This window comes from uncultured Pelagimonas sp., assembly GCF_947498515.1.
Lineage (GTDB): Bacteria > Pseudomonadota > Alphaproteobacteria > Rhodobacterales > Rhodobacteraceae > Pelagimonas.
This window is the reverse complement of sequence record NZ_CANMKO010000018.1, coordinates 1-24,703: the sequence shown is the minus strand read 5'-3', so window position 1 is coordinate 24,703 and position 24,703 is coordinate 1. Positions and strand designations below refer to the sequence as shown.

Below are 24,703 nucleotides of genomic sequence, written 5' to 3'. Positions count from 1 at the left end.
CACGCCCGCCCTGCATGGTGTCGTCCTGTGCGCCGCCATAAACCCGGTCATCGTCATTGCCACCAGAGAGGAAGTTGTTGCCCGAGGTGCCTCGGATTAGGTCCTCGCCGGAGTTGCCATAGAGCGTATCACCGCCGCTGTCGCCGCGCAGGCTGTCGTCGCCATCGCCCCCAACCAAGAGGTCATCGCCACGCCCGCCCTGCATGGTGTCGTCCTGTGCGCCGCCATAAACCCGGTCATCGTCATTGCCACCAGAGAGGAAGTTGGACCCATCATTTCCGCGCAGGGTGTCATTGCCGCTGTTGCCATACAATGTGTCATCACCGTCGCCGCCATTGACGCGGTCTTGGTTTGATCCTCCAACCAAGAGGTCATCGCCATCGGCACCATTCAACGTGTCGCGCCCGGCGCTGCCATAGAGCCGGTCTGACCAAGCGCTGCCGGACAAGGAGGCCCCGCCGCTGGGGGCTCTTAGGACCTGACCGGGATCGGCATCATGCTCGGCGTCCCCAACCGAGATCATCATCCGGTCCGCCCACATAAACCGCGTGCCAAACAGGTCTTCGCCATTCATAGGGCGTGAGGTGCTGGATTGAATGCTTAGGGTGTAGTCACGGTATTCAATCCGTGCGCCGGTTGATGTCGCGGTGACTTGCAGGCTGTCGGGACCACGCAACATTGGCCATTGCGACAAATCCAAGCGGTCGATCCCCACTGTGAAATCTGTGATCCTGGCATTGTCGCTCGTGGCCCCTAGAACAAAGACATCTGCTCCGGCTCCGCCTTGCAGGACGGTGCGGCCGGGACCCGCTTCGAGGATGTCATCACCCGCGCCGCCGCGCAGGGTGTCGCCATGGATACCGGCCACCAGAATATCATCGCCACTGGTTCCGAGATGATTGACCGCTGTTGTGCCGCTGCTGTGCTGCCAAACTTCGCCCAAGTTGCTGGCATCCAAGGTAAACATACTGACGCCCGTGTCGCGCTGCGAACTGATGGCAACATAGACCGTGCCATCACTGGCTTGGGCATCAATGCCCGATATATTATGCAAGCTTGTGGTCAGAGTATCGATGGCGGTATCGCGCCAGATAAGCTGGCCATCCGGCATCAAGGTGAACAGGGACACCCCATCATCGCCTCCGCCCGCCAAGACCATGACCTGACCATCCACTTCGACAACGGATAGAGCCACGACCTGACCAAAGCGGGTCTCTCGGGTATCAATCTGGTGGTCAACAAGAACAAGATTGCCAGACTCCGTTAGTTCGACCACGGAAAGAGAGGAGCTTCCGGCGGCGGCCATCACCACAAAGGTGCGTCCATTGATCTGGATGCTTTCCATCGCCGTTGGTGTCGCAACGCCCAACCCCTGTTCTGCCCCCAATTGAGCGGAGAGATGGGTGGTGCCGGTTTCCGGATCGACCAATAGGGCGGCCATTTCATGCGAATTCTGGTCGGCAACAATAACATAGGTGTTGCCACCATGGCTGAGCGGGCTCAGGATTTGACCGTAGCTGTCCGGGAGCTCCTCTGGCAGGGTTAAGTCCCCAAGCCCGACTTGCCGCACCAGTGATGCGGTCTCTTCCTGAGTGGTGGCGGTGGTGACAAAGCTGGCCGCATCCTCGGGGCTAAGGCGATCTTGGCGGCCAATATTGCCGTTGTCATCTATATCAAAGCACCAAATGCCATCTTCGTCGCCACTGACAAGGGCCACAGGCCCGTCGGGCAGGTTGTGAACTGCCAATGTTTCAACAGGGTTGTGATTGAGCGCACCGGTGAAAAAGGCCATGTCTTGCATGCGCCAATTGCCATTGCTTTCTAGCCGGTAACTGCACAATCCCCCCCAGCGTCCGCTGGTTGTGATCAAGAAGACCCCTTGATCGGTTTCGACAAAACATACGGAATCTAGTCCAACATCCAGCGCCGTTGCGCCGCTTTGAACTAGGCTTTGCGCCTGTAGGCTCAGATTAATATGTGGCTGTATGCTCATCCCACGACCCCAAGTTAGCGGTAGGATCGTCTTCGCAGGCCAGCATGGCGCGGAGCGTCATGGGATTGTGGCAAATCCGGGGAAGGTCCCTTGGATTAAAATGAAATGCTATTGTTTTGGACCTGGGGGCAGGGGCCGTTGGGGGCGTGGTCTGCATTAGCTCTGGCTCCGCCCCCCTTGCGCGCGATAGAAGGAGAAAACCTTGATTTCATGTGCAGATGTCTGAACCAGTTGTTTCCATCTTGATGCCCTTTCATGGGGCTTGCCCCACGCTTTGCTCGAGTGTGTCCTCTGTGCTGGCGCAGAGTTATCAGGAGTGGGAACTGATCTTGGTGGATGATGGTGGTCATGATGACGTCGCCGCCCAAGCCCCGATCTCTGTTCAGGTCTCTGCTCGGGCCTCTGCTCAGGCCTTTGCCGAAAACGATTCTCGAATCCGCTATGTGAAAACACAGGGCGGGCAGGGGGCCGCTGTGGCTCGGAACCAGGGGTTGGAGCACGCACAGGGGCGTTACATCGCCTTTCTGGATGCAGATGACCGCTGGCACCCATCCAAGCTTGAGAGACAGTTGGCCTTGATGGTGCAAACGGGGGCCGCGCTTAGCCACACGGCCTACGAGCGCCAATTGCCGAACGGACAGGTCTTGGCGCGCGTGCCCGCACGCGCGCGGCTCTCGTATGATGACATGTTGGGCCCGAACCTGATGGGGTGTTTGACGGTGATGTACGATCGTGAGCGCTTGGGCACTCAACCCATGCCGAATTTGCCGCTCCAACATGATTATGCCCTGTGGCTTCGTCTTCTCCGTCTTGGTGGTGATGCTGTGGGGGTTGATGACGCTCTTGCTTATTATCGCGTCTCGCCTGGATCGCTCTCAAGCAACAAACGCCACGCTATTCGGGATATATGGCGGGTCTGGTCGCGCGAAGAAAACCTGCCTTTTTGGCACTGCGCAGCCGCCTTGTGGCGCTATGGCTGGTATAGTCTCCGGTATCGGGTTTTGAACAAACCCGAGGCTTAGTCGCTGACGACCTCAAAACGCCACGACGCGCCGGGGGAGACTGCCGTTTCATAGTCATCAGCAATGCGCTTGCCGATTGTCAGATCTTCGATGAGGTGTGCTCTCACAAAATGTCGCCTATAATGCGTGTTATGTTAATTTAAGTGTGAAAAAATTGTACCGGCGGGCGTGTGGCCCTCAGTTTTCAGGCCCACGAAAAGCAATACGGGTCTGCCGATGCCAACCACGTTGTTTCATAAGCTCGGTTCTGTTTTGAGGTGGTTATTCGTCACTAAACCACCTCAAAACATCTCGTTGGAGCGTGTTTAGGCCTGCCCGTTACGTTCTTTGTACCGTGTCACGCCTTCGATCATGGTATTGTAGAACTTCTGGGGGGCTTCGCTGCGGCGTGCCTCAAGAAGCGTCCACTGTTTCTGGACCAGAGCCTCGCGGGCGGTGTCTGACTTCAAGATTTTGAGCGCGGCTTCTATCCCGTCACCAAGTAAGTCTTCGGCAAAGACAAATTCCTCGGGCTGAAGCGGAGCGACGTCGGAATGCTCAAAGCACAAAATCGGCACACTGTTGTTGCGGGCGATAGATGCGCCTCCCCCGCCGCCGGTGAAACCCGGAGGTTGGAAGAACAGGGCCGCTGAGCTGGCCATGTGATAGAACTCATCATAGTTGAGCACCGGGTGCACGATAATCCGGCCCCGTTTGCGGAACTCTTGAAAGCGTTTGTGATCCTTGAGGAGGTTCTTGGGATCTTCGGCCCCGACCAAATGCCAATCCGCTTCGGGGAGTTGACCGAGCAGATCCAGGATTTGATCAACCTCACCGTCTTGGTAGCCATGTAGTGTCTTGTCGAGCCGGACACCAACCCAGGCGGTCAGGATACGCTTGCGATCCTGAGGCATGGTTTTCATGCTGTCTGGGACCACTGCGGCTTGCAACCCCGGGAAAGGCGGATAGGGGCTATAGCGGACCAACGCATCTTGCGGGTCGCCATTTAGAGGATGCGGACCACGGGCGATAATGACGTCGGTCAGCTCATCCACATCATTGTTGGATTGGACAAAAAAGAAACCAGTGGGCACATATTTGTGCAGGATATGGCGGACCAGCAGGCTTTCATTGGCGTGATATCCCGTGCGGCCGCCACCGTACAAGATCATGTCCGGTTGCATGTTCAATATCTGTTCACAGGTGTTGATCAGGCCACGGACCCCAAAGCTTTCGAAATAGCGCACGGAAATGCGGTCTCGCAGGTCTTCAGGTACCTTTTCATCGATGAAATTGCGCAGCACAGCGATGTTATCAGGGCGATAATAATCCTCGAACCCGGCATTCCAGCTGATTTGCCGCTCATAGGTGGCCACCAGCGTGACGGTGATGTTGGGATCAAGAGACGCCAGAGACGCGGCAAGCGACAGATACAGATGCTTGTGCGAATGCACTGCGGAAATCTTGATAACGTCCAAGCACAAGATGATGTTCAAGGGCGCATCAGGGACATGGCGTGGAGCGGCGTTTCGGGTCTCAAGAATGTCACGAGCATAGGCGACGATTGGGTCCACCATATCGCGGCGCACCTTGAGATAGGTTGAGTAATCAACCGCCTCTACGGCCTGCGCCATATGTTCCGCGGCCGCCACGCGATCCCCTTTGCCAAGCTCTTCTAGGGCCAATTGGGCGTTGCACCGCATCACCTTGCGGCGAATTTGGCTGATGATCTTGGCATCATTGCGTTTCGTCATGGAGGAGGTGCGATACCAAGCGGCCAAAGATTCGCGCCACCGTTCCTGCATAAAGTAGCTCTCACCAAGAAGGCGGAAAACGTCCCGATGTGGCGGGCCTTCTTTCTCGGCGGCTTCCAAAATTCTTTGGGCTTCGTCCAACTCCCAAAGCTTGATAAATTCACGGGCCAGATTGATCCGGGCTTTGGTCAGAGGCAGCCGTTCATCCGGTCCTTGTGCCATGGCCGTAGAAGGCGTTGCCTGCGACTTCAGCTGGTCTGGCTTGTCTTCCTTTGCTGCGGGCTCTGCTGAGGGGGCTTTAGGGGCGGCCCTCTGAGAGAACTTGGCGGCGGCATGTGGCGCTTTCGCGACTGGGCCAGACATCTGAGCAGGCTGAGCCGGCTCTTGGGCCGCGTCGTTTTCTGCGGCCTGCTCTGCATCAGTCGCCTTCAGGTCGCTCTCCCTCGAAGCGGTGGTTTTAGAGGGGAATTTGGGGAGCATCGTCGAAAGCATCTTCTGTCCTGATGATCTACGCCGGTTTACCTAGGGGCAACTTGGCGTGTGTATAGTCTCAAAAAAAACGGCTCGCAATGGTTACGAAGCCTAAGTTGTCACAAGGATCATATGACACGGCGCATCTATCAAGCTTCTAATTTTGCTACAAGATGCATGGTTCGCCGGTTTTCACCGTGTCGTCATACGCGCCAAACGTGTGTTGGTGGGCGAGCTTGCCTGTTTTAGGTCAGCTCTGCGGAGAGTTTTTCCAAGTGAAGCTTGACCAAATGCATGGCTCTATCCGCCTGATCTGCCTCAGCATAGCATCTGCATTCTGGCGCATTTCCCGAGGGGCGGATATGTACCATTTCGCCATTTGAAAAGGTCACACGCAACCCGTCTGTGGTGTCTAAATCAGTCTCTGTGTCACCGAAAAACGCTTTTCTGGCGGCGGCTGATGCCGTCAATTCCGTAAGGAAGGCTTGTGAGACATTCGCCTCAATACCCGAAATGCGATCGGCGGCGGTAAAGCGTGGCGGTAAACTGGCGACAAGATGTGCTAGCCCCTGCCCCATTTTATTGGCGGCGGCCAAGGGGGCCAAGATCGGCAAAAGACAGTCGCGGGTCATCAACGGGGCCAGTGGGCCGGCGGGGCCTTGGGCCTCAAAGCCAAGCAAGAAACCGCCGTTGGCCTCGTATCCTGCCACGGGGACCTCTGGAGTGTCGGCCAAAGCCGCTTCCATTGCGGCGATCACATAGGGTGATCCAATACGAGTCAGATGGATTTCGGAAAAATCAGGCATCTGATGGATCATGGAGTTGGATGAAATCGGGGTGCATAGGCACTGAGCCCCCAAAGTTCGCGCCGTGAGCGCGCCCAGAACATCACCCGGCACGATACGGCCGGTTTCATCGGCCAACATGGGCCGGTCTGCATCCCCATCGGTCGATATGACAGCATTCAGCCTATGCTCATGGCACCACCCTGCCAGCAAGGCTTGAGTGTTTGGGTCCAAAGCTTCGGTGTCAACGGGGATAAAACTGTCGGATCGGGCCAGGGGCACGACCTCGCCGCCCAAAGATTGGACCACGTCGACCATTAGGTCGCGGGCGACGGAGCTGTGTTGGTAAACACCGATGCGTAGCCCGGCCAAGGCCCGAGGGCCAAAGCCGGACACATAGCGGGTGATATAGGCCGCGCCTGCGGCGGAATCTTTGGTGTATTTCGCCGTTAATACGGCACTGTTTCGGCCCAAGTTGGCTTGAATCGCCTGTTCGTCCTGCTTGGTGATTTCGCCGGTCGGAACATAGAATTTCAAACCGTTGCGATCGGCGGGAATGTGGCTGCCAGTCACCATAATCGCCGCCTGCCCGGCCGCGAGGGAGGATAGGGCCAAGGCGGGCGTGGGAAGCGCGCCACAGTCGATGACCGGAACACCTTCGGCCAAAGCTGTGCGGATGACAGCCTTGGCAATGTCAGGAGAAGACGGGCGTAAATCGCGCCCGAGATGCAACGCGCCACCATGTGGGCAGGCAGATAAAAAAGCGCGGGTGTAATCGGCGACCAAATCGTCGTTCAATTCAGTAACGAGACCGCGTAAGCCGCTTGTTCCAAATTTAGGCGCCATAAGATGTCCTTTAAAATATGTGTGTTATGTGCGGCATTTGGATGAGGTTCTCAAGTGTGTAAATGGCGCGGCACAATCAGCGGTAAACCGCATTGTTTGTAAAGCGATCTGGAAATGTCTCGCTATAATTGCAATGTTCGCGCACATGACGCACAGGCCTTGTGCGACCGGTGATCCGGTAAATGACACTTAAACAAACTGAGTTCTGGTATGGTCGCTGAATCAAATCCGCTTTTTTCACAACAATGGCACTTGGATGAACAGATTGGAGACATTCAAGCTGTTTGGACTGATTACACCGGACAAGGCATTAATGTCGGCGTCTATGATGATGGGGTGGAGCGCACGCATGATGACCTTGATGGCAATTACAACGCCTCACTTCATGCCAGCGGCGATGACGGCCAACCCAACACGTCCAGTGACGCGCATGGCACGGCGGTTGCCGGTCTGATCGCGGCGGAAAACAACGATATCGGCGGTGTTGGTGTAGCCTTTGATGCGAATGTTACCGGGGTTGATCTCCTGTCTGATTTGACATCCGAATCCGCCTCTGTCGCTGCGCTACGCCATATGGAAGAGTTCGATGTTACGAACAATTCATGGGGTTATACGCCCAGCTATGCCACATTCCTGAGTATTGCCAACAGAACAAGCCAAGCGAGCGGCGAGGCACGCGGTTTTGCACATGCTGTTGAAAATGGTCGGGACGGGCTGGGAACGGTGATCCTTAAGGCGGCGGGCAATGAAGCCAATAGCGCGATTTTGCTGGCCCAAGGCATTGTTGGCAATGCTCAGGGTGAGGGGCTCAATTCCTTGCACACGGTCATCACCGTGGCGGCCACAGAACAAAACGGAAGCGTGGCGAGCTATTCCAATTGGGGGGCGAACCTGCTGATCGCGGCTCCGGCGGCAGAGGTGACAACAGATCGCTCTGGCTCTGCGGGGTATTCCTTGGGGGATTATGCGGATGATTTTGGCGGAACCTCCGCCGCGACGCCGGTGACTGCGGGGGTGGCGGCTCTCATGTTAGACGCCAATGCCGATCTGGGCTGGCGGGATGTGCAAAATATTTTGGCCACGTCGGCATCACATGCCGGATCTGGCTATGGCAGCAGCAGCACCGGATATGAGGTCGGCGACTGGTTCGCCAACGGTGCCAGCAATTGGAATGGCGGTGGCATGAGCTATCACCTGTCTTACGGCTACGGCAGGGTTGATGCCTTTGCGGCGGTCCGCATGGCCGAAGTGTGGGATCGCTTGTACCAAGATGCGGCGGTCAACGAAAACGAGGAGGTGGTGACGGCCTCCTTCTCTGGAAACTTGGCCATCACGGATTTTTCAACCACAACCGTGTCGATAAATGTCACCGAAGGGGTGATGATCGAACATATCTACGTCACCCTTAACGGGACGCATAGCTATCTGGGGGATCTCGAGATCCGGCTTGTGTCGCCTGATGGCGATAGCTTTTTGCTCTTTGACAATGAATTGCACGGCACAGACCTAGAAAACGCGTGGACCTTTGGGATTGCGGCGGCACGTGGCCTGACTTCGCAAGGGGAATGGCGTCTAGAAGTGCAAGACAGTGCCGGTGGGGATACCGGGGCGATCACAGGCGTGCGTTTGGAGTTCCGAGGCTCAGAGATTAGCACCGACACGGTCCACCATTTCACCCAAGATTTCGAGGATTACGCCGATGAAGACGCGGGCCGTCGCACCCTTGAGGATACGGATGGTGGCTCTGATTGGATGAACCTTGTTGCGGTGACGGGCAATGTCGCGCTGTCGCTGAGCGCCGGTGGAACCCTGAGTGTCGCCGGTGATGAATGGGCCAGCATTGCGTCGGGGACAGACATTGAAAACGCCGCCCTGGGCGATGGCAATGACACCGTTACCGGCAGTTCGGAGCAGAACACGATCCTTGGTGGGCGTGGTGATGACAGCTTGCGTGGCGAAGGCGGCGAGGATCGCGTCGAAGGCGGTGCGGGCAACGATAGGGTCTATGGCAACGGCTCAAACGATACGCTTTATGGCGGTGATGGGGATGACCGGCTGTCGGGGAGCTCCGGCGACGATAGTCTGCGCGGCGACGCCGGAGAAGATACGCTTTATGGCGGCGATGGTGATGATACCCTGCGTGGCGGCGATGGTGACAATTACATCGCGGCAGGCTCTGGTGATGACAAGGCCTATGGTGGCACCAATGACGACAGTATGACCGGTGCCGCGGGCCATGACCGCATGGTTGGTGGCGGCGGGTCCGATACCGTTTTGGGGGGCACGGGCAACGATACGCTTTATGGCAATGCGGGCGATGACACGCTGAATGGCGAAGACGGTGCCGATTGGTCCTCAGGCGGGGATGGGGCTGACTTGCTTTTGGGGCGTGACGGCAATGACACGATGCGTGGCTCAAACGGCGATGACCGGTTCTATGGTGGGGCCGACAACGATGTACTGGCCGGTAACCTAGGGAACGATACGCTCTATGGTGGGTCTGGAAATGACCGGATGTTTGGCGGCGGCGGCGCGGATTATATCGTCGGCGGCAATGGATCGGACGTCATGGCGGGCGGCGACGGCGCGGATGTCTTTGTCTTTGGCTCCATCTCCGAAAGCGTGCACGGTTCTGGGCGGGATGTGATCACGGATTTCACCCACAATGTCGATCAGATCGACCTGAGCGGGCTTGGCTCTGGCCTGACATTTGTGTCCAGCTACAGCGGTAGTGCCGGACAGGTGCGCTATAATGACAGTATCGGGCGGCTATACGTGGACATAGATGGCGATGGCACGTCTGACGTGTCGATCAATGTCACTGGTGCCCCAACTTTGGATGCCGGGGATTTGATCCTGTAACGGCTGCCGGCATGCGATCTTCTTTGACTGCGCCCTTTTCGAAGGGGGCAGTTTCCCTTTTCGTTTAGGGCAAACAACTGGGGTTTGTGCAGAGGGGTATGGTTTTCCTCTCTGATAGACCCGCTCGGTTTTGTGTACATAATGGTAGAAACTGTCGATCCAATTTCATCACGGAGTAGTATGATGCCCAATATCTCTTTGACGACGACCACGGTTGGTAGCGGTATAATTGTCGACTTGTCCAGCGACGTGAGCGCGACTGGCTTTATCGCCGAAGGTGTCAGTGCGGCGAGCTTCTCAAGCTGGGCCGTGGCGGGGTTTGCGGATGATCAACAGGTGACCGTGGCAGGCAGCGCCATGGCGGGCAATTCCAGCGCTGTTTATATGAGCGGGAGCGACGCCCGAGTGTCTGTGCTTGCCTCCGGGCAAGTGTCCAACACCGATAATGGCGCGGGGGCGGCTATCTATATGGCGGGTGCCAGTTCTTTGGTGACCAATCTAGGGGCGATCTCTGGTGGGGCTGGTGTCGAGATTGTCACGAGTTCCGGCGGCGGCGGTCAGGTGGTCAATCACGGCACCATAAGCGGCGTTGGGTTCGGCTATGCGGCCACCCTATATAACACGGCCCGTTATGGGGCGGGGATTTTGCTGGATGGTGGGACATATGATGGACCCGAGGAAATCGATCCGGTGCGCATCATCAATACCGGGGTGATTTCCGGCGCGACCCAAGATGGATATGCGCCGGGCTATGCCATTTTGATGGAATCCCGTGTCGAGGAAGAAGACGATCAGGTCTCGGCCACAGAGCAGAGCAACGTTGCCGCCTATATCGCCAATTCGGGTCAACTGATGGGCGATGTGCGGGTTCTGGATCAAGCGGATCAACTGGAAAACTCCGGAGAGGTCCATGGTGACATCCGCATGGGCGGTGGCGACGATTGGGTCGATTCCCGCCTGGGTCAGGTGTTTGGGACCATTCAAGGCGAAGATGGCAACGATAGCCTGATTGGTGGCGAGCATAGCGATATTATTGATGGCGGTGCCGACAATGACTCCATCATCGGTCTAGATGGCGCAGATGAGCTGATTGGTGGCTCTGGCGAAGACACGCTGCGTGGCGGTGCCGCGGATGATACGATTGATGGTGGCTCGTCTGGCGACGAAATCCGCGGCGGCTCTGGTGATGATTATATTGATGGCAATAGCGGCGGTGATGATATCCGTGGTGAAAGCGGCGATGATACCATTTTGGGCGGCAGTGCAAGTGATACGATTGATGGCGGCTCTGGCGAGGAAAACATTGACGGTGGTTCTAGCGCCGATCTGATTTATGGCCGCTCTGGGGATGATTTCATTCGCGGCGACAGCGGCTCGGACACCATGTCCGGCGGGGCCGGGGCGGATACGATCTCTGGTGGAACCGGGCACGATGAAATTGATGGTGGCTCGGGCGGGGATCGCATTTTTGGCGGATCCAATGACGACACGATCGAAGGCACCCTTGGCGATGACTATCTCGATGGTGGGGGGGATGACGATGTGCTGCGCGGCGGGTCGGATAATGACACGCTGATTGGCAATGCCGGGCAGGATGAGCTGAGCGGTGGTAATGGGGCCGATGTCTTTGTGTTCAACGCCGAAACCGACAGTGTCCATGGGACGACCCGCGATACGATCACCGATTTCGAGGCCGGGGTTGATATGATTGACCTAAGCGGCATTGCCTCGGGTCTGACCTTTGTTTCCAGCTATACCAGTACCGCCGGCGAAGTGCGCTATAACGACACCGTTGGGCGGCTCTATATTGATGTCGATGGTGATGGTGGCTCTGATTTCTCGGTGGATTTAGTGCCGGGGGCCGGTCTGACCGAAAGCGATTTGATTTTGTAAGCCCGATTTTTAGGCCGCTTTTTAGGCCGCTGATGGCCTGAACATGTGACCTGATAAAACTGCTAGGCGGGGCCGATATATTCGGTCCCGTTTTTGTGTTAACAGTTTTCCAATTGATAAAAAGTGATCTCAACAAGGAGGCCCGAAATGGCCGTTTTGTCCGGAACCAGTCTGGTCCATACCGATACATTGTTGGATACGGTCGATTTGCGCTTGTCCCTGCCCTACGGTGTCACCACGGCAGAGATCAATGGCACCACCTTTGTCTATGCCGCTGGTTTTAGTGAGGATGCGATCCAGGTCATGACCCTGTCCGATGCGGGGAAGCTGACGGCCGTCGGAGTGATTGAGGATCTGCCCGGCACAACGCTGAATGGGGCGATTAGTGCGGAGAGCTTTAGTATCGGTGCAACACAGTTCCTGGCGGTGTCGGGTTATAGTGATGACGGTGTGACCGTCTATACGCTCAGCGACACCGGCCCCTATGTCGCCTTTGCCGATGCGGTCTTTCAATCCGAGAATGCCGCGGATTACGAGCTGGACTTTGCTTTGGGCCTTGAGTTCCTGTCGCTGTCGGGCGGTGATTTCCTGTATGTGTTGGGTTCGAGCGGAATAAGTGTGTTTTCGGTCGGTGCGGCTGGCGGGCTGACCAATGTTCAGAATGTTGATGATACCGGCACGCTCGAGCTGACTAATGGGCGCGGTCTGCAGGAATTCACTCTGGGATTCACACAATATATCCTGGCCACAGGCGAAGGTGATGACGGTGTCTCGGTCTTTTCGGTCGATACAAGTACGGGGGCACTGACCGAAGTTGCCAGCCTGGATGGCAACCCCACGGGTATTTTGGGCTCACCAGAATTTGCAGATGTGGCGGTGATTGATGGCACGGCTTATTTCTATGTGCCGGAGTTTCATAGCAAGGCCATCACGGTTCTGGCCTTTGACGGCAGCACAATCACTGAACATCAGCGTCTGGTATCGGACACCGAGCTGGATGGGGCCTGGCATAGCGAACTTGTTGAAATGGGGGATCAACTGATGCTGGCGCTCACGGTGCGCCAGCCCGATGCGGTTCAGTTCTTTGAGATCAATACCGCGCCGCTGAGCGGGGCCGTCGGAGAGCTGACGCATTTGCAAACCCTGCAGGACAATGCCGGAGAAGGCGAGCTCGACTTTGCTGCGGGACTGCACCATGTCACCATCAGTGGCACAACCTATCTGCTGGCCGGGGCAGGCGGAACCGATGATGCCCTGAACGTGTACGAAGTGGGTGGTGGCGATGACCTGGTCACGGGTACGACATCCAGCGATGAAATCTCCGGGGCCTCGGGGGATGACACGCTCGAAGGGCGTTCGGGCGCGGATACGATTGATGGCGGCAATGGCGATGACGATCTGTTTGGCGGCTCTGGCAATGATGACATGAGCGGCGACGCCGGGAGTGATGAGCTACGTGGCGGGTCTGGCAATGATCTGATCCGGGGCGGTGATGGCTCGGATCGCGGCTGGGGCAGTTCGGGGGCCGATACCCTGTCGGGCAATGATGGGGCCGACACCCTGCGCGGCGGTGATGAGGATGACCGGCTGTTTGGCGGCAATGACGGCGATGTGCTGGCGGGCAATCTTGGCGATGATTACCTGCGCGGCAACAATGAAAACGATCAGGTCTTTGGCGGTGCCGGTGACGATGATCTGGGTGGTGATGCTGGCGATGACACCGTTGATGGCGGGCTTGGCGATGACCTGATCCGGGGCGGCGATGGCGAAGACGTGCTGACCGGTGGGCGTGGGGCCGATACATTGGCGGGGAACGACGGGGATGACGTGCTGCTAGGTGGCGCAGATGCCGATCGTTTGATTGGCGGCACTGGCAGTGACACCCTGACCGGGGAAAGCGGCGCGGATACATTTGTCTTTGCCGCCGAGCTGGATAGCCCGCATGGATCGGGGCGCGATGTGATCACTGATTTCGAGGCGGGCACCGATGTGATCGACTTGAGCGGTTTCTCCGGCACGCTGAGCTTTGTGGCAAGCTATACCGGCACAGCGGGCGAGGTGCGCTACAACGATGCGGTCGGGCGGCTATACGTCGACATCGACGGCGATAGCGCCAGCGATTTCTCGGTTGATGTCGGCGCCGGAGCCGGGTTGAGCGAAAGCGATTTGATCCTTTGATCCGGTAGGAAACCATATCCGAGACACTGTGCATTCCGCGCGGTGTCTCGTTGAAATTTTAGCATGATCGGCAGGGCACCCCCTGCCCTTTGCAAATATTCTTAGGAGATACTTATGGCCATTGTCATCACAGGAACAAGCACCACGACGCTGACCGTCAACACGACAACCCCCTATCTGGTGACCAATGGCGCTGTGATCCACCCGGGCACGTTTTTGACGGGCATTCAATATACGTCGGCACCGAGCACTGGCGCGGTTTTGGATAGTATTGTGACCCTTTCCGGGGCCGTTAGCACCTATCGAGGCCATGGGATCGAGATGAATGGCGACGATCTTCTGACCATAACTCAGACCGGATCGCTTGAGGCTTATCTGAGCGGGGCCGACGGGATTCGCTTTGGCGGCGATGGGAACCGCGCGGTGATTCAAGGATCGGTCTTTGCATCCGATTTTGCGGTTTTTGGTGTCTCTACGACGGGCTCTTCTGAGCTGACGATTTCCCAAACGGGCGTGGTGCGCGGCGGTGGAGATGGCGGGTTCCCAACGGGCATTGCGGATGATGGTTATTCGGCTGCTGTTGGGTTTCGGGGGTCTCTCCAGCTTGATAATCACGGGCTGATCCATGCCGAAGAAAGCCTCACCAGTGGCTATAGGGTTGCGGTCACAACCGCAGCGAGCACCGTGGCAACCGGCAACCGGTTGGGTCCGGCAAATGGCGGGACGTTGGATCTTTTGAACACAGGCACCATCCGGGGGGATGTCTTTGCGGTGTCGGGGAACGACACGATCCGAAACTCCGGATTGATCGAGGGGGATGTCACGCTGAATGGCGGCCATGATGTTTTTGACACCCGAGGTGGTCAGGTCACAGGGAGCGTCGACCTAGGTGATGGTGACAACACTGCCTATGGCAGCGATTTAGATGACAGCATTTTGGGCGGTGCCCAAGGCGATACGATCTATGGCTTTGATGGGAATGACAGCATCCAGGTCGGGGCTGGCGGAAGCAGAGTGCGGGGTGGCGCCGGGGATGACACGATTTCCGGCGGCGATGGCATTGATGTGCTGTTTGGCGGGTCGGGGCATGATTTCATGCAGGCCGTTGATGGTGAAATCAACGCTGTATACGGGGATTCCGGCAATGACACGCTGGCTGGGGCGGATGAAGTTGACCTGCTGTTTGGCGGGTCTGGCAATGACTTCATCCAAGGCCATTCTGGCCATGACCAAATATCGGGCGGCACCGGAAATGACAGTCTCTACGGCAATGTTGGGGACGATACGATCAAGGCCGGAGATGGCAATGACACCATGTATGGCAATGAGGGTGCCGATAGCCTTGAGGGCCGCGATGGGGATGATGTGCTATATGGCCAAGATAATGACGATCGGCTGCGCGGTGGTGCGGGGGATGATTTTCTCTCTGGTGGCACAAATGCGGATGAGCTGCATGGAGGCTCGGGTCATGACCGCATGACCGGCGATAGCGGCGGCGATATCCTCTATGGCAATAGCGGTGACGACAGCATGCTTGGTGGCACAGGGCTCGATACAATACATGGCGGGTCGGGTGATGACACCATTGATGGCGGGGCCAATGCCGATGAGGTGACCGGCGGCTCGGGCGATGATTTCATTCGTGGCGATAGCGGCTCTGATACGATGTCGGGCGGCGCGGGCGATGATACGATTTCCGCAGGCACCGGCCATGACAGCGTGATTGGCGGATCAGGCGCGGACCGTCTGTTTGGCGGGGCCAATGACGATACGCTGCGCGGTTCGCTTGGCGATGATTACCTTGATGGTGGCAGCGGCGACGACAGCCTGTCGGGCGGGTCAGGGGATGACACGCTGATTGGCGGCTCTGGTCAGGAGACCTTGTCGGGGGGGAGCGGAGCGGATGTGTTTGTCTTTGGGGCCGCAACCGATAGCCCCCATGGGGCCACCCGCGATGTGATCATTGATTTTGAGGCGGGGATTGACCTGATTGATCTGTCCGGTATCGGGTCTGCTTTTGTCACGAGCTATACCGGTACGGCTGGTGAGGTGCGTTACAATGATGCGGTTGGCCGTATCTATGTTGATGTCGATGGAGACAGCGCCTCTGATTTCTCCGTCAATATTGGTGCCGGGGCCGGGTTGAGCGAGAGCGATCTGATCCTGTAGACCCGGCATGTATTGAGATGAATCTGAGTTAGATTGGCCGGATTTGCTATCTGATTGCCAATAAGGGACGCAGTTCTGCCATAATATCGGCCAAAGCCTTAGGCATACGTTTTGGCCGAAGCGGAACTGCGACTTGGAGACAGCATGACACCTGCAACCGAACTGGAACGCCACTTTTTGGAATTGGTGAATGCAACGCGGGCCGAATACGGTCTTGCTGCACTTCAGATGGAACTGAATCTCAACGAGTCTGCAGATGTGCATGGCGAATGGATGGTTGAGGCCGATACCTTTAGTCATACTGGTGAAAACGGGTCGGCCCCGTCTGAACGCATGGCCGATGCTGACTATGATTTCTATCAATCTTGGCGCGCGACTGAAAACCTTGCGATGGTCAATGTGTCCGGTACGGACAGCTATTTGGACGAATTGCAGCGCTTGCACACCAACCTGATGAACAGCCCCGGCCACCGTGCAAATATCCTAGATGCGACGGTGACCTCGATCGGGATCGGGCTAAGCTTTGGGCCGATAACCTATTCCAATGGCAGGCGGTATGACAGCGTTCTGGTCACACAGAACTTTGCGCGCACGTCGGGGACCGAGGATCTTGATGTTTACGGTGATAGCGGCGCAGATGCCTTGGCGGGCGGCATTGGCGACGATCACCTTGATGGCGAGGGCGGCAACGACACGCTGCGCGCGGCGGCGGGGGATGACACCCTTTTGGGTGAAGCTGGCGATGATCTTCTGATCGGCGACGATGGCGATGACAGCATTGATGGCGGCAGCGGCAATGATGACCTGCAGGGCGGCGCAGGTGCGGATACCCTGCGCGGCGGTGATGGCGAGAATAGCCTCGCGGGCGGCGATGACAATGACCGGCTTTATGGCGGTGATGATGCCGATACCCTATCGGGGGATGGCGGCGATGATACGCTAGACGGCGGCGATGGCGCGGATGTTCTGACCGGTGGTGCGGGGGACGACAGCCTACAGGGCGGCGGTGGCAATGATGACCTAGAGGGCGGCGACGGCGCTGATGTGCTGCGCGGCGGTGATGGGGTCAATACCATGTCCGGTGGGGCCGATAACGACAAGCTCTATGGCGGCTCTGAGGCGGATGAGATGTCCGGAGATGATGGCGATGACCGCATGGTTGGCGGCGGCGGCGATGACGAGATGCTCGGCGGCGCAGGCGGCGATACGATCTACAGCAACGCTGGCGATGACACACTGAATGGCGAGGACGGTAACGATTGGTCCTCGGGTGGTGATGGGGTTGATCTCTTGTTGGGACGTGATGGCAATGACACCATGCGTGGCGGCAATGACGGCGACCGTTTTTACGGCGGCGCAGATGACGATCTGATTGCCGGGAACATGGGCAATGACACCATTTATGGCGGCTCAGGCGATGACCGGCTCTTTGCGGGCGGCGATGACGACCTGATCATTGGCGGGAGCGGCTCTGACCGGATGGGCGGCGGCGCTGGTGCTGATGTGTTCGTCTTTGATGATGTCGATGACAGCGCGCATGGCTCAAACCGGGATGAGATCATCGACTTCCAAAGCGGGGTTGATCAGATTGATCTGTCCGGTCTTGGCAACCTGACCTTTGTCACCAGCTATAGCGGCGCGGGCGGCGAAGTGCGCTACAATGAGGCGGTTGGCCGGTTGTATGTGGATATTGATGGCGGTGCATCCGACTTCTCCATTGATTTTGCCGATGGCACGGTTGTGACAGCGGATGACCTGATCCTCTGACCGTGCAAATTCCGGGCAAGCAATACTGCTGTGCTGCGGGAATCGTTAAATACTGTTAGGACTCTCTGAAAAGTCAGGGAGTCCTTTTTTACATGACAATTCTTTATACTGATGATGTTGGTGCAGGTTACGGCCACAATCTGGGTGCCACTGTTGAAGGGTGGGTCTACCTTTCCGAAGGCACGTTGTTGGCCTCGACCACCAGCTACGGCATTTTTGGAACGGGAACCGACCAGCGGGCGACCATCTCGGGCGAGGTTGTAAGCTCGATCTATTCCGCCGTTAATATGTCTGGGGATAACGCGAATATCACAGTGCACGAGACCGGGATCGTGTCCGGTGCAGATGGCGGTTCTCACACGACGGGAATCCGGGCCCATGGTGATTTTGTGTCTATCACCAATCATGGCATGGTTTCAGGGCGCTCCGGGGTTGAGATCGGCCAAGGTGTTTTGCTGAACACTGGGATGATTTCGGCCGCTAGATCCAACGGATCCTTTGGGGAGGGCGTTCTTGTTGTCGCTTCTGGGACGACTGTGATCAACAACAGCGGCACGATTTCTGCGGCGAGCACGGCCATTCGCACGTCAACCAGCCCAGATCCTGACCCGACCGTAAATCTCATCAACAGTGGTGAAATATTTGGCCGCATAAGCCTTTCTGGCGATGGCAATCACACCGCAACAAACTCGGGCCATATCGCAGGTAACCTTTCGTTTGGTCCCGGAGACATTGAGCTGCGCAACACTGGTCTCATTGAGGAGTATGTTACCCTAGGGAATGGTGAAAACTTCGTTGATAACAGCGGCGACATCTACGGAACGGTGTATGGCGGCGGTGACGATGATATCGTTCATAACAGTGGCACTTTGCATGGCATACTTTCCTTAGGCGAGGGCCAAAATGAGTACCTTGCTGTTGGTGATGGCCATGTCATTGAAGGCGTCAACTCAGGCAGTGGCGACGACACGTTGATTGGCGGTTCAAACGCCGATGCTCTTAACAGTTCGGGTGGCGCTGATCTTATTTATGGGATGGACGGCAATGACATCCTTTTTGTCACGTCGGGAGATAACCACCTACGCGGCGGCGGCGGTGATGACTACCTGTCTGGTGGGTCTGATAGCGACACCCTGCACGGCGGTTCTGGTGATGATTACCTGAGCGGTGGTAGCGGCACGGGCGCGGATTCATTGGATGGAGCGTCAGGGAATGACACGCTGATTGGCAATGGTCAGGCGGATACCATGAATGGTGGTTCTGGTGATGACCTGCTGCAAAGTGGTCTCGGAGATGATGTTCTCGTAGGCGGGACAGGCAACGATGGTATCAATGCAGGCGCGGGCGCAGACAGCATCCAGGGCGGATCGGGTAATGATACGATCTCGGCTGGCGCTGATGATGACATCGTCAGTGGCGGCTCTGGCAATGATGCGATCACGGGCGATGAGGGTGAAGACCAAATCCAGGCTGGCGAGGGCGACGATACCGTCACTGGCGGTGATCAGGCCGACACGATCTATGGTGGCGATGGCGATGATGTTTTGTTGGGCGATGCCTATGGTGACATGATCCGCGGCGGGGCTGGCAGCGATACGATCGACGGTGGTTCTAACGGCGATACGGTTTATGGCGGCTCGGGCGATGACATCATTGATGGTGGCAGCGGGTCTGATTTTATTGTCGCCGATGGTGGCAACGACCAAGTTCTGGGTGGAACGGCCTTTGACACGATCTTGGGCGGTTCGGGCGATGACACGCTGGACGGCGGTGCCAATAGCGACACCGTCGTTGGTGGCTCGGGGGATGATGTCCTGTTTGGGGATAGTGGCGCCGACAGCCTATTTGGCGGATCGGGTGATGATGCCATGTCCGGGGGGACGTCCGACGATGATCTTGATGGCGGTTCGGGCAATGACACCCTGTTGGGGGACGGCAATAATGATACGCTGCGCGGCACCCTTGGCGATGACCAGCTTGAGGGCGGATCGGGCAATGATTGGCTCTATGGTGGCTCTGATGATGATGTGCTGATTGGCGGTAGCGGTCAGGACATCCTGTCGGGGGGCAATGGCGCGGATGTCTTTGTGTTCACAGCCGAAACCGATAGCCCACATGGGGCGAGCCGTGACGTGATCACCGATTTTGAGGCCGGGGTGGATCAGATCGACCTGTCCGGGTTTACCGGGACACTGGATTTTGTGACCAGCTACAGCGGCACCGCCGGAGAGGTGCGATATAACTCCACCGTTGGCCGCCTTTATATCGATCTTGATGGCGATAGCGCCTCGGATGTGTCGATTGATATCTCAGGTGCCCCAGCCCTGAGTGAAGGGGATTTGATCCTCTAGGAATACCTGTGCCCTGGCCCATTTTGGGGGCCAGGGCAGCCGTTTGGGTAACGTATTCAAGACTTGTTGGGGTTTCCCCGCTCTGAGACAGTCAGGTGGGGCACATTGCAACTTAAGAGCCGGGTAAATTGTACCGGCCATTTTAAATTCAACAGAGGAATATGAAACATGGCTTCTTTTGCAATATCGTTTAACAGTACGACAGCCCGCACCCTAGATGGGTCGGAATCCGGGGCGATCACCAATAACGGGTCACTTCTTGTCAGTGGGGATGACGCGGTTCATGCAACGTTCGGGACCAACTGGCTCACCAACAATGGTACGATCTGGGCCTATGGCGGCGGCTTTGCTGCGGTTGAGGTAGATGGTTCGGTCTTTGAGATGCTCAATGGGCGCGATGGCTTGATTTCCGCCGAAAACCCGACACAGGGCACGCTGGACATTGATGTGTCGACCCATGCCGATGTGGTCAATCACGGTGTGATCTATTCATCCAACGATGATGCGATCAATTTCAACGCCAGCGATACCGGTGCTGTTTTCTTTCTGGAAAACACCGGCGAGATTTCGGCCAATTCCGGTGAGGCCCTCGATATCGATGTGGGGAATCAATACACCTATATGACCAACAATGGCAACATCACCGCCCGTCAGGATGCCATTGATCTCGTTGTCGACATCAGTGCATCGACCTACAGCACGCTGGTCAATAACGGCACCATCACATCCGAGGAAGGTCGGGCTCTGGATATTTCTGTCGGAACCAATGGCTCCTTCCGCATGATCAATAACGGCACGATTTCAGCGGTGAACCAGGCGTTTTACACCACACGCGGTGGCGATGTGTACATCACCAATACCGGCACTATGGCGTCCAGCCTTGTCGGCTCCTCGGCCATCCTGCTGGGTGCGGGGTTAGATGTGATCCGCAACTCTGGCGAGATTTTCGGCGCAATCCAAATGGGCGACAGCAATGACCTCTACCAAGGGATCGGCGACGGTCATGTCAGCACCTTTGTCTATGGTGATGCCGGGACCGATACGCTGATTGGTGGCTCGGGTGCGGATTCCTTGGATGGCGGCGAGCATAACGATTCTCTTGTGGGCCGTGATGGCGAAGACCATTTGATTGGCGGTCTGGGCGAAGACACCATGCGCGGTGGCTCGGGTGATGATGAGATCTATGGCGACTCCAACGCCGATGAGATTCATGGTGGCTCGGGTGACGATATGATCGATGGCGGAAGCGGCACCGACAGCATCTTTGGCAATGGCGGCGACGACACGATCCTTGGCGGGACAGCCGATGACACGATCTCGGGTGGTTCGGGCAATGATGACATTCGTGGCGGATCAAACACCGATGATATTTCGGGCGGGTCCGGCAACGATATCCTGCGCGGCGAAAGTGGTTCGGACAACATCGGTGGCGGCGCGGGCGAAGACACCTTGTCGGGCTCTAGTGGCAATGACAGCATGGATGGTGGATCGGGTGACGACCGCCTGTTTGGCGGCGCCAACAATGACACGCTCGAAGGCACGCTTGGCGATGACTATCTTGATGGTGGATCGGGTGATGACAGCATGCGCGGCGGCTCGGACAACGATACGTTGGATGGCGGATCGGGTCAGGATACCTTGTCTGGCGGATCCGGTGCGGACGTGTTTGTCTTTAATGCCGAAACCGATAGCCCACATGGTGCGGATCGTGATGTGATCACCGACTTCGAAGCCGGGATTGATACGATTGATCTGTCTGGTTTTGCTGGCACGCTGAACTTTGTGTCGAGCTATAGCGGCACAGCTGGCGAGGTGCGTTACAACGATAGCATCGGACGGGTCTATATCGATCTGGATGGCGATAGCTCCTCGGATGTCTCGTTTGATGTCACCGGGGCCCCTGCCCTGACTGAGGATGATTTCATCCTCTAAGGTTTAGAAAGGGGCAGCGCGCTGCCCCTTTCGTTTCTCTGGCCAAGCTCTTTGCAGCGGCGCCGATCTTGGGTTTGGCCGCCGCAGTTCCCCCACATCCTTTCAAAGCTGCGCCGTGATGTGAGAGGTTTGGATGACCGTTTCAGCCCTGCGTGTGACCTGTGTTAGGGTCGTACTGCACGCAACTAAATGGTGACGCGGTGGGGCCGGCGCTTTAGGTTTCAATGACCAGGCTGCCCCGCTGTCGAGGAGTGTTCTCCTTGGACCTGTGTTGATGGTGGGCGGATGACGGCCCCGTCTTTGGTGTCACAATTTTCAAGCAAGATGCCTGGTCAACTGACTGGATCGAAAACGCAACTTTTAACGCGCCCGTTCCGGCGTAGAAGGAGTGTATTATGCCTACGATTATTTCTGGTACGACAAGCAGCACGGTGAATGTCACCAGCACAACCCCCACAATCATCAGTCAGGCGGCTGTGGTCGAAGTCTCAACCGGCACGGGGGTGCATCTGAACAACGGCAGCGTTAGCATTGCGACCTTGGCTGTGGCCGGTTTGGTTGCGGTTGATGTTGGCACAGCGATTTTTACCACGGGCAACGACCGCATCAATGTTACGCAGACCGGTCAGGTTCTGGCTTATGGGTCTAGCACGGATGCCATCATCTTGGGGGGCCAATACAACCAGCTTACGGTTGCGGGCTATGTCTATGCCACGGATTTCGGCGTTCTGGCGATCGAATCCTCCGGCACGGACCGTCTGACTGTGGCGGCCACCGGCACGGTGCAGGGCGGATCGAATGCCGGGGATGGCGGTGAATTTGCCGCCGCTGTTCTAATGGCTCATGGGTCAGGCATTTCTTTTGTCACCAATCACGGCACCATTATCGGAGATCTCAACTCATCGGGGGCCTCAAGCTATCGCTCGGCCGTGGTCAATGCCACGTTTGGGTCCGGGGCCCCGCGGGAATTTGAAGAGCTGGCCGATTATCGGATGGTGTTGGAAAACACCGGCCTGATCGAAGGCGACATCCTGATGATGGGCGGCGATGACTTCGTCTTTAACTCAGGGCGCATTGTCGGCACGGTCTATCTAGGCCGGGACGATGACAACTTTGATGGTCGGGGCGGCTTTGTCACCTCTTCGGTCAACGGAGAGCACGGCAATGACACCATGATCGGCGGAGATTTCTTTGACCGCCTGTCTGGGGATGATGGCAATGATCTGCTGTTTGGTCTGGACGGAGCCGACAACCTTGAGGGTGGGGTTGGCAATGACTCCCTGCACGGCGGTGCCGGAGATGACACCCTAAATGGTGGGTCCAATTCCGATGATATCTATGGCGGGTCCGGCCATGACGACATTGATGCCGGCAGCGGCACGGATGAGATCTATGGCAATAGCGGTGATGACACGATTGATGGCGGCAGCGCCAGTGACACCATTGATGGTGGTTCGGGCGATGATGACATTGATGGCGGCACCAGCGCCGATGTTATTTCCGGCCGCTCAGGCGATGATTTGATCCGCGGCGACAGCGGCAGTGACAGCATGGGCGGCGGCTCGGGCAATGACACGATTTCGGGCGGAACGGGCCATGACAGCCTTGATGGCGGCTCTGGTCATGATCGGATGTTTGGCGGCGCCAATGATGACACAATCGAAGGCACGCTGGGTAATGACTATCTGGACGGCGGATCAGGGGATGACAGTCTCAGTGGCGGCTCACATGATGACCGGCTTGATGGCGGAACCGGTCAGGATACCCTGTCAGGCGGCAATGGCGCGGATGTCTTTGTCTTTGGCGGCGTGTCCGACAGCCCGCATGGCCTAACACGCGATGTTATCACGGATTTTGAAGCCGGTGTTGATCAGATCGACCTGTCCGGGTTCTCAGGCACACTGACCTATATTGGCGGGGCGGGGTATTCCGGCTCGGCGGGTGAGGTGCGCTATAATGCGGTGGTGGGCCGATTGTATGTTGATACAAATGGCGATAGCGCCTCGGATTTCTCGGTTGATCTGACCGGCAACCCCTCCCTAAGCGCAGATGATTTGATTTTGTGATGTGACGTCGCGGGGTGTTTGCGCCCTGCGACCGCCGTTTCGTGTGAATTGAATGGGTTACAAGTATTCTGGGGCTCGTGTCTGTTGTGGTGAATTGCAACACCAGACACGAGCCCCTCGTGCTCACACGCAGGCAGGCAATGTAGCAAAAGCGCTAGGCTGAAACCCATCCCAGAAGATGGCAAGAGCCCGGAATGATGTTCCTATCCTCAGCAAGAACATGGACAATTCTCGGTGTGGGTTCTGCGTTAGAGGCTGGGAAACCCATGGCCATTGAAGGGCGCGATCCGAATGAAAATTGGCAAGGCTACAACACCCCCCACACTTATCCGGGCAAGCCTTCGATACGGTGCCGACCTGTGTCATATAACCCAAAAATAGAAGAGGTATCGACGAGACTGTTGGCAAGACATCCTGTGCAGGCGTGAAAACCCGCCTACCCCGCCAAAGTGATAACGTTTGTGGGGGCCAGACAGGAACAAGACCCAGATGCAGGAGAGCGGGATCACCTATAAGGCTCAGGTGATCATGTGTTTGTGTCTGGCGCAGTGATGCAGATCGAGAGTCCGTTTGATTGGGAAGGCTAAGAGATGAAGATATTGGTAACGGGTGGTGCAGGTTTTATTGGGTCTGCG

Annotated in this window: 12 protein-coding genes; 9 read left to right on the top strand and 3 right to left on the bottom strand. The window is 57.0% G+C overall.

Going from position 1 to position 24,703, the window contains the following annotated elements; all coding sequences use genetic code 11:
- Nucleotides 1-1,993 (bottom strand): calcium-binding protein (locus tag Q1A43_RS21840; RefSeq protein ID WP_299938929.1); only part of this gene is annotated, 1,993 nt, incomplete at its 3' end.
- Nucleotides 1,994-2,211: 218 nt separating this feature from the next.
- Here Q1A43_RS21840 and Q1A43_RS21835 point away from each other — a divergent pair.
- Nucleotides 2,212-3,015 carry a glycosyltransferase family 2 protein gene (locus Q1A43_RS21835; protein WP_366944294.1) on the top strand — a complete coding sequence of 268 codons (804 nt, stop codon included), beginning with the start codon at nucleotides 2,212-2,214 and terminating at the stop codon, nucleotides 3,013-3,015.
- Between the two features lie 305 nt (nucleotides 3,016-3,320).
- Here the strand turns inward: Q1A43_RS21835 and Q1A43_RS21830 are convergent, their stop codons facing one another.
- Both Q1A43_RS21830 and Q1A43_RS21825 read right to left on the bottom strand, forming a co-directional pair.
- Nucleotides 3,321-5,240: a hypothetical protein gene (locus Q1A43_RS21830; protein WP_299938928.1), complete on the bottom strand. Its 1,920-nt coding sequence runs from the start codon at nucleotides 5,238-5,240 to the stop codon at nucleotides 3,321-3,323.
- Nucleotides 5,241-5,464: 224 nt separating this feature from the next.
- On the bottom strand, nucleotides 5,465-6,850 hold the full coding sequence (locus Q1A43_RS21825) for a phosphomannomutase (protein ID WP_299938926.1): 1,386 nt from the start codon (nucleotides 6,848-6,850) through the stop codon (nucleotides 5,465-5,467).
- Between the two features lie 252 nt (nucleotides 6,851-7,102).
- Between Q1A43_RS21825 and Q1A43_RS21820 the strand changes: the two genes are divergently transcribed.
- From Q1A43_RS21820 to Q1A43_RS21785, 8 genes are all read left to right on the top strand, one after another.
- The gene (locus tag Q1A43_RS21820) at nucleotides 7,103-9,712 is read left to right on the top strand and encodes a S8 family serine peptidase (protein WP_299938923.1); all 2,610 of its coding nucleotides are present in this window, start codon (nucleotides 7,103-7,105) and stop codon (nucleotides 9,710-9,712) included.
- 183 nt (nucleotides 9,713-9,895) lie between these two features.
- Nucleotides 9,896-11,605 (top strand): calcium-binding protein, encoded by a 1,710-nt coding sequence (locus Q1A43_RS21815; RefSeq protein ID WP_299938920.1) that lies wholly within the window; start codon nucleotides 9,896-9,898, stop codon nucleotides 11,603-11,605.
- 147 nt (nucleotides 11,606-11,752) lie between these two features.
- Nucleotides 11,753-13,783 carry a hypothetical protein gene (locus Q1A43_RS21810; protein ID WP_299938917.1) on the top strand — a complete coding sequence of 677 codons (2,031 nt, stop codon included), beginning with the start codon at nucleotides 11,753-11,755 and terminating at the stop codon, nucleotides 13,781-13,783.
- Between the two features lie 114 nt (nucleotides 13,784-13,897).
- Nucleotides 13,898-15,952 (top strand): calcium-binding protein, encoded by a 2,055-nt coding sequence (locus Q1A43_RS21805; protein WP_299938915.1) that lies wholly within the window; start codon nucleotides 13,898-13,900, stop codon nucleotides 15,950-15,952.
- Nucleotides 15,953-16,096: 144 nt separating this feature from the next.
- Nucleotides 16,097-17,719, top strand: a complete 1,623-nt coding sequence (locus Q1A43_RS21800; protein ID WP_299938912.1) for a CAP domain-containing protein — start codon at nucleotides 16,097-16,099, stop codon at nucleotides 17,717-17,719.
- A 92-nt stretch (nucleotides 17,720-17,811) separates the two neighbouring features.
- A complete protein-coding gene (locus tag Q1A43_RS21795; protein ID WP_299938909.1) occupies nucleotides 17,812-20,070 on the top strand; it encodes a calcium-binding protein in 2,259 nt (752 codons plus the stop codon).
- Nucleotides 20,071-20,238: 168 nt separating this feature from the next.
- Entirely contained in the window at nucleotides 20,239-22,002 is a 1,764-nt protein-coding gene (locus tag Q1A43_RS21790; RefSeq protein ID WP_299930350.1) for a calcium-binding protein, read from the top strand.
- A 395-nt stretch (nucleotides 22,003-22,397) separates the two neighbouring features.
- Nucleotides 22,398-24,068 (top strand): calcium-binding protein, encoded by a 1,671-nt coding sequence (locus Q1A43_RS21785; protein WP_299938906.1) that lies wholly within the window; start codon nucleotides 22,398-22,400, stop codon nucleotides 24,066-24,068.
- The last annotated feature ends 635 nt before the right edge of the window (nucleotides 24,069-24,703 follow it).

Bases quoted from the DNA above. Each gene is read 5' to 3' on its own strand.
- Q1A43_RS21835 (WP_366944294.1), top strand. From the start codon at position 2,212: ATGTCTGAACCAGTTGTTTCCATCTTGATGCCCTTTCATGGGGCTTGC.
- Q1A43_RS21830 (WP_299938928.1), bottom strand. From the start codon at position 5,240: ATGCTTTCGACGATGCTCCCCAAATTCCCCTCTAAAACCACCGCTTCG.
- Q1A43_RS21825 (WP_299938926.1), bottom strand. From the start codon at position 6,850: ATGGCGCCTAAATTTGGAACAAGCGGCTTACGCGGTCTCGTTACTGAA.
- Q1A43_RS21815 (WP_299938920.1), top strand. From the start codon at position 9,896: ATGCCCAATATCTCTTTGACGACGACCACGGTTGGTAGCGGTATAATT.
- Q1A43_RS21810 (WP_299938917.1), top strand. From the start codon at position 11,753: ATGGCCGTTTTGTCCGGAACCAGTCTGGTCCATACCGATACATTGTTG.
- Q1A43_RS21805 (WP_299938915.1), top strand. From the start codon at position 13,898: ATGGCCATTGTCATCACAGGAACAAGCACCACGACGCTGACCGTCAAC.
- Q1A43_RS21800 (WP_299938912.1), top strand. From the start codon at position 16,097: ATGACACCTGCAACCGAACTGGAACGCCACTTTTTGGAATTGGTGAAT.
- Q1A43_RS21795 (WP_299938909.1), top strand. From the start codon at position 17,812: ATGACAATTCTTTATACTGATGATGTTGGTGCAGGTTACGGCCACAAT.
- Q1A43_RS21790 (WP_299930350.1), top strand. From the start codon at position 20,239: ATGGCTTCTTTTGCAATATCGTTTAACAGTACGACAGCCCGCACCCTA.
- Q1A43_RS21785 (WP_299938906.1), top strand. From the start codon at position 22,398: ATGCCTACGATTATTTCTGGTACGACAAGCAGCACGGTGAATGTCACC.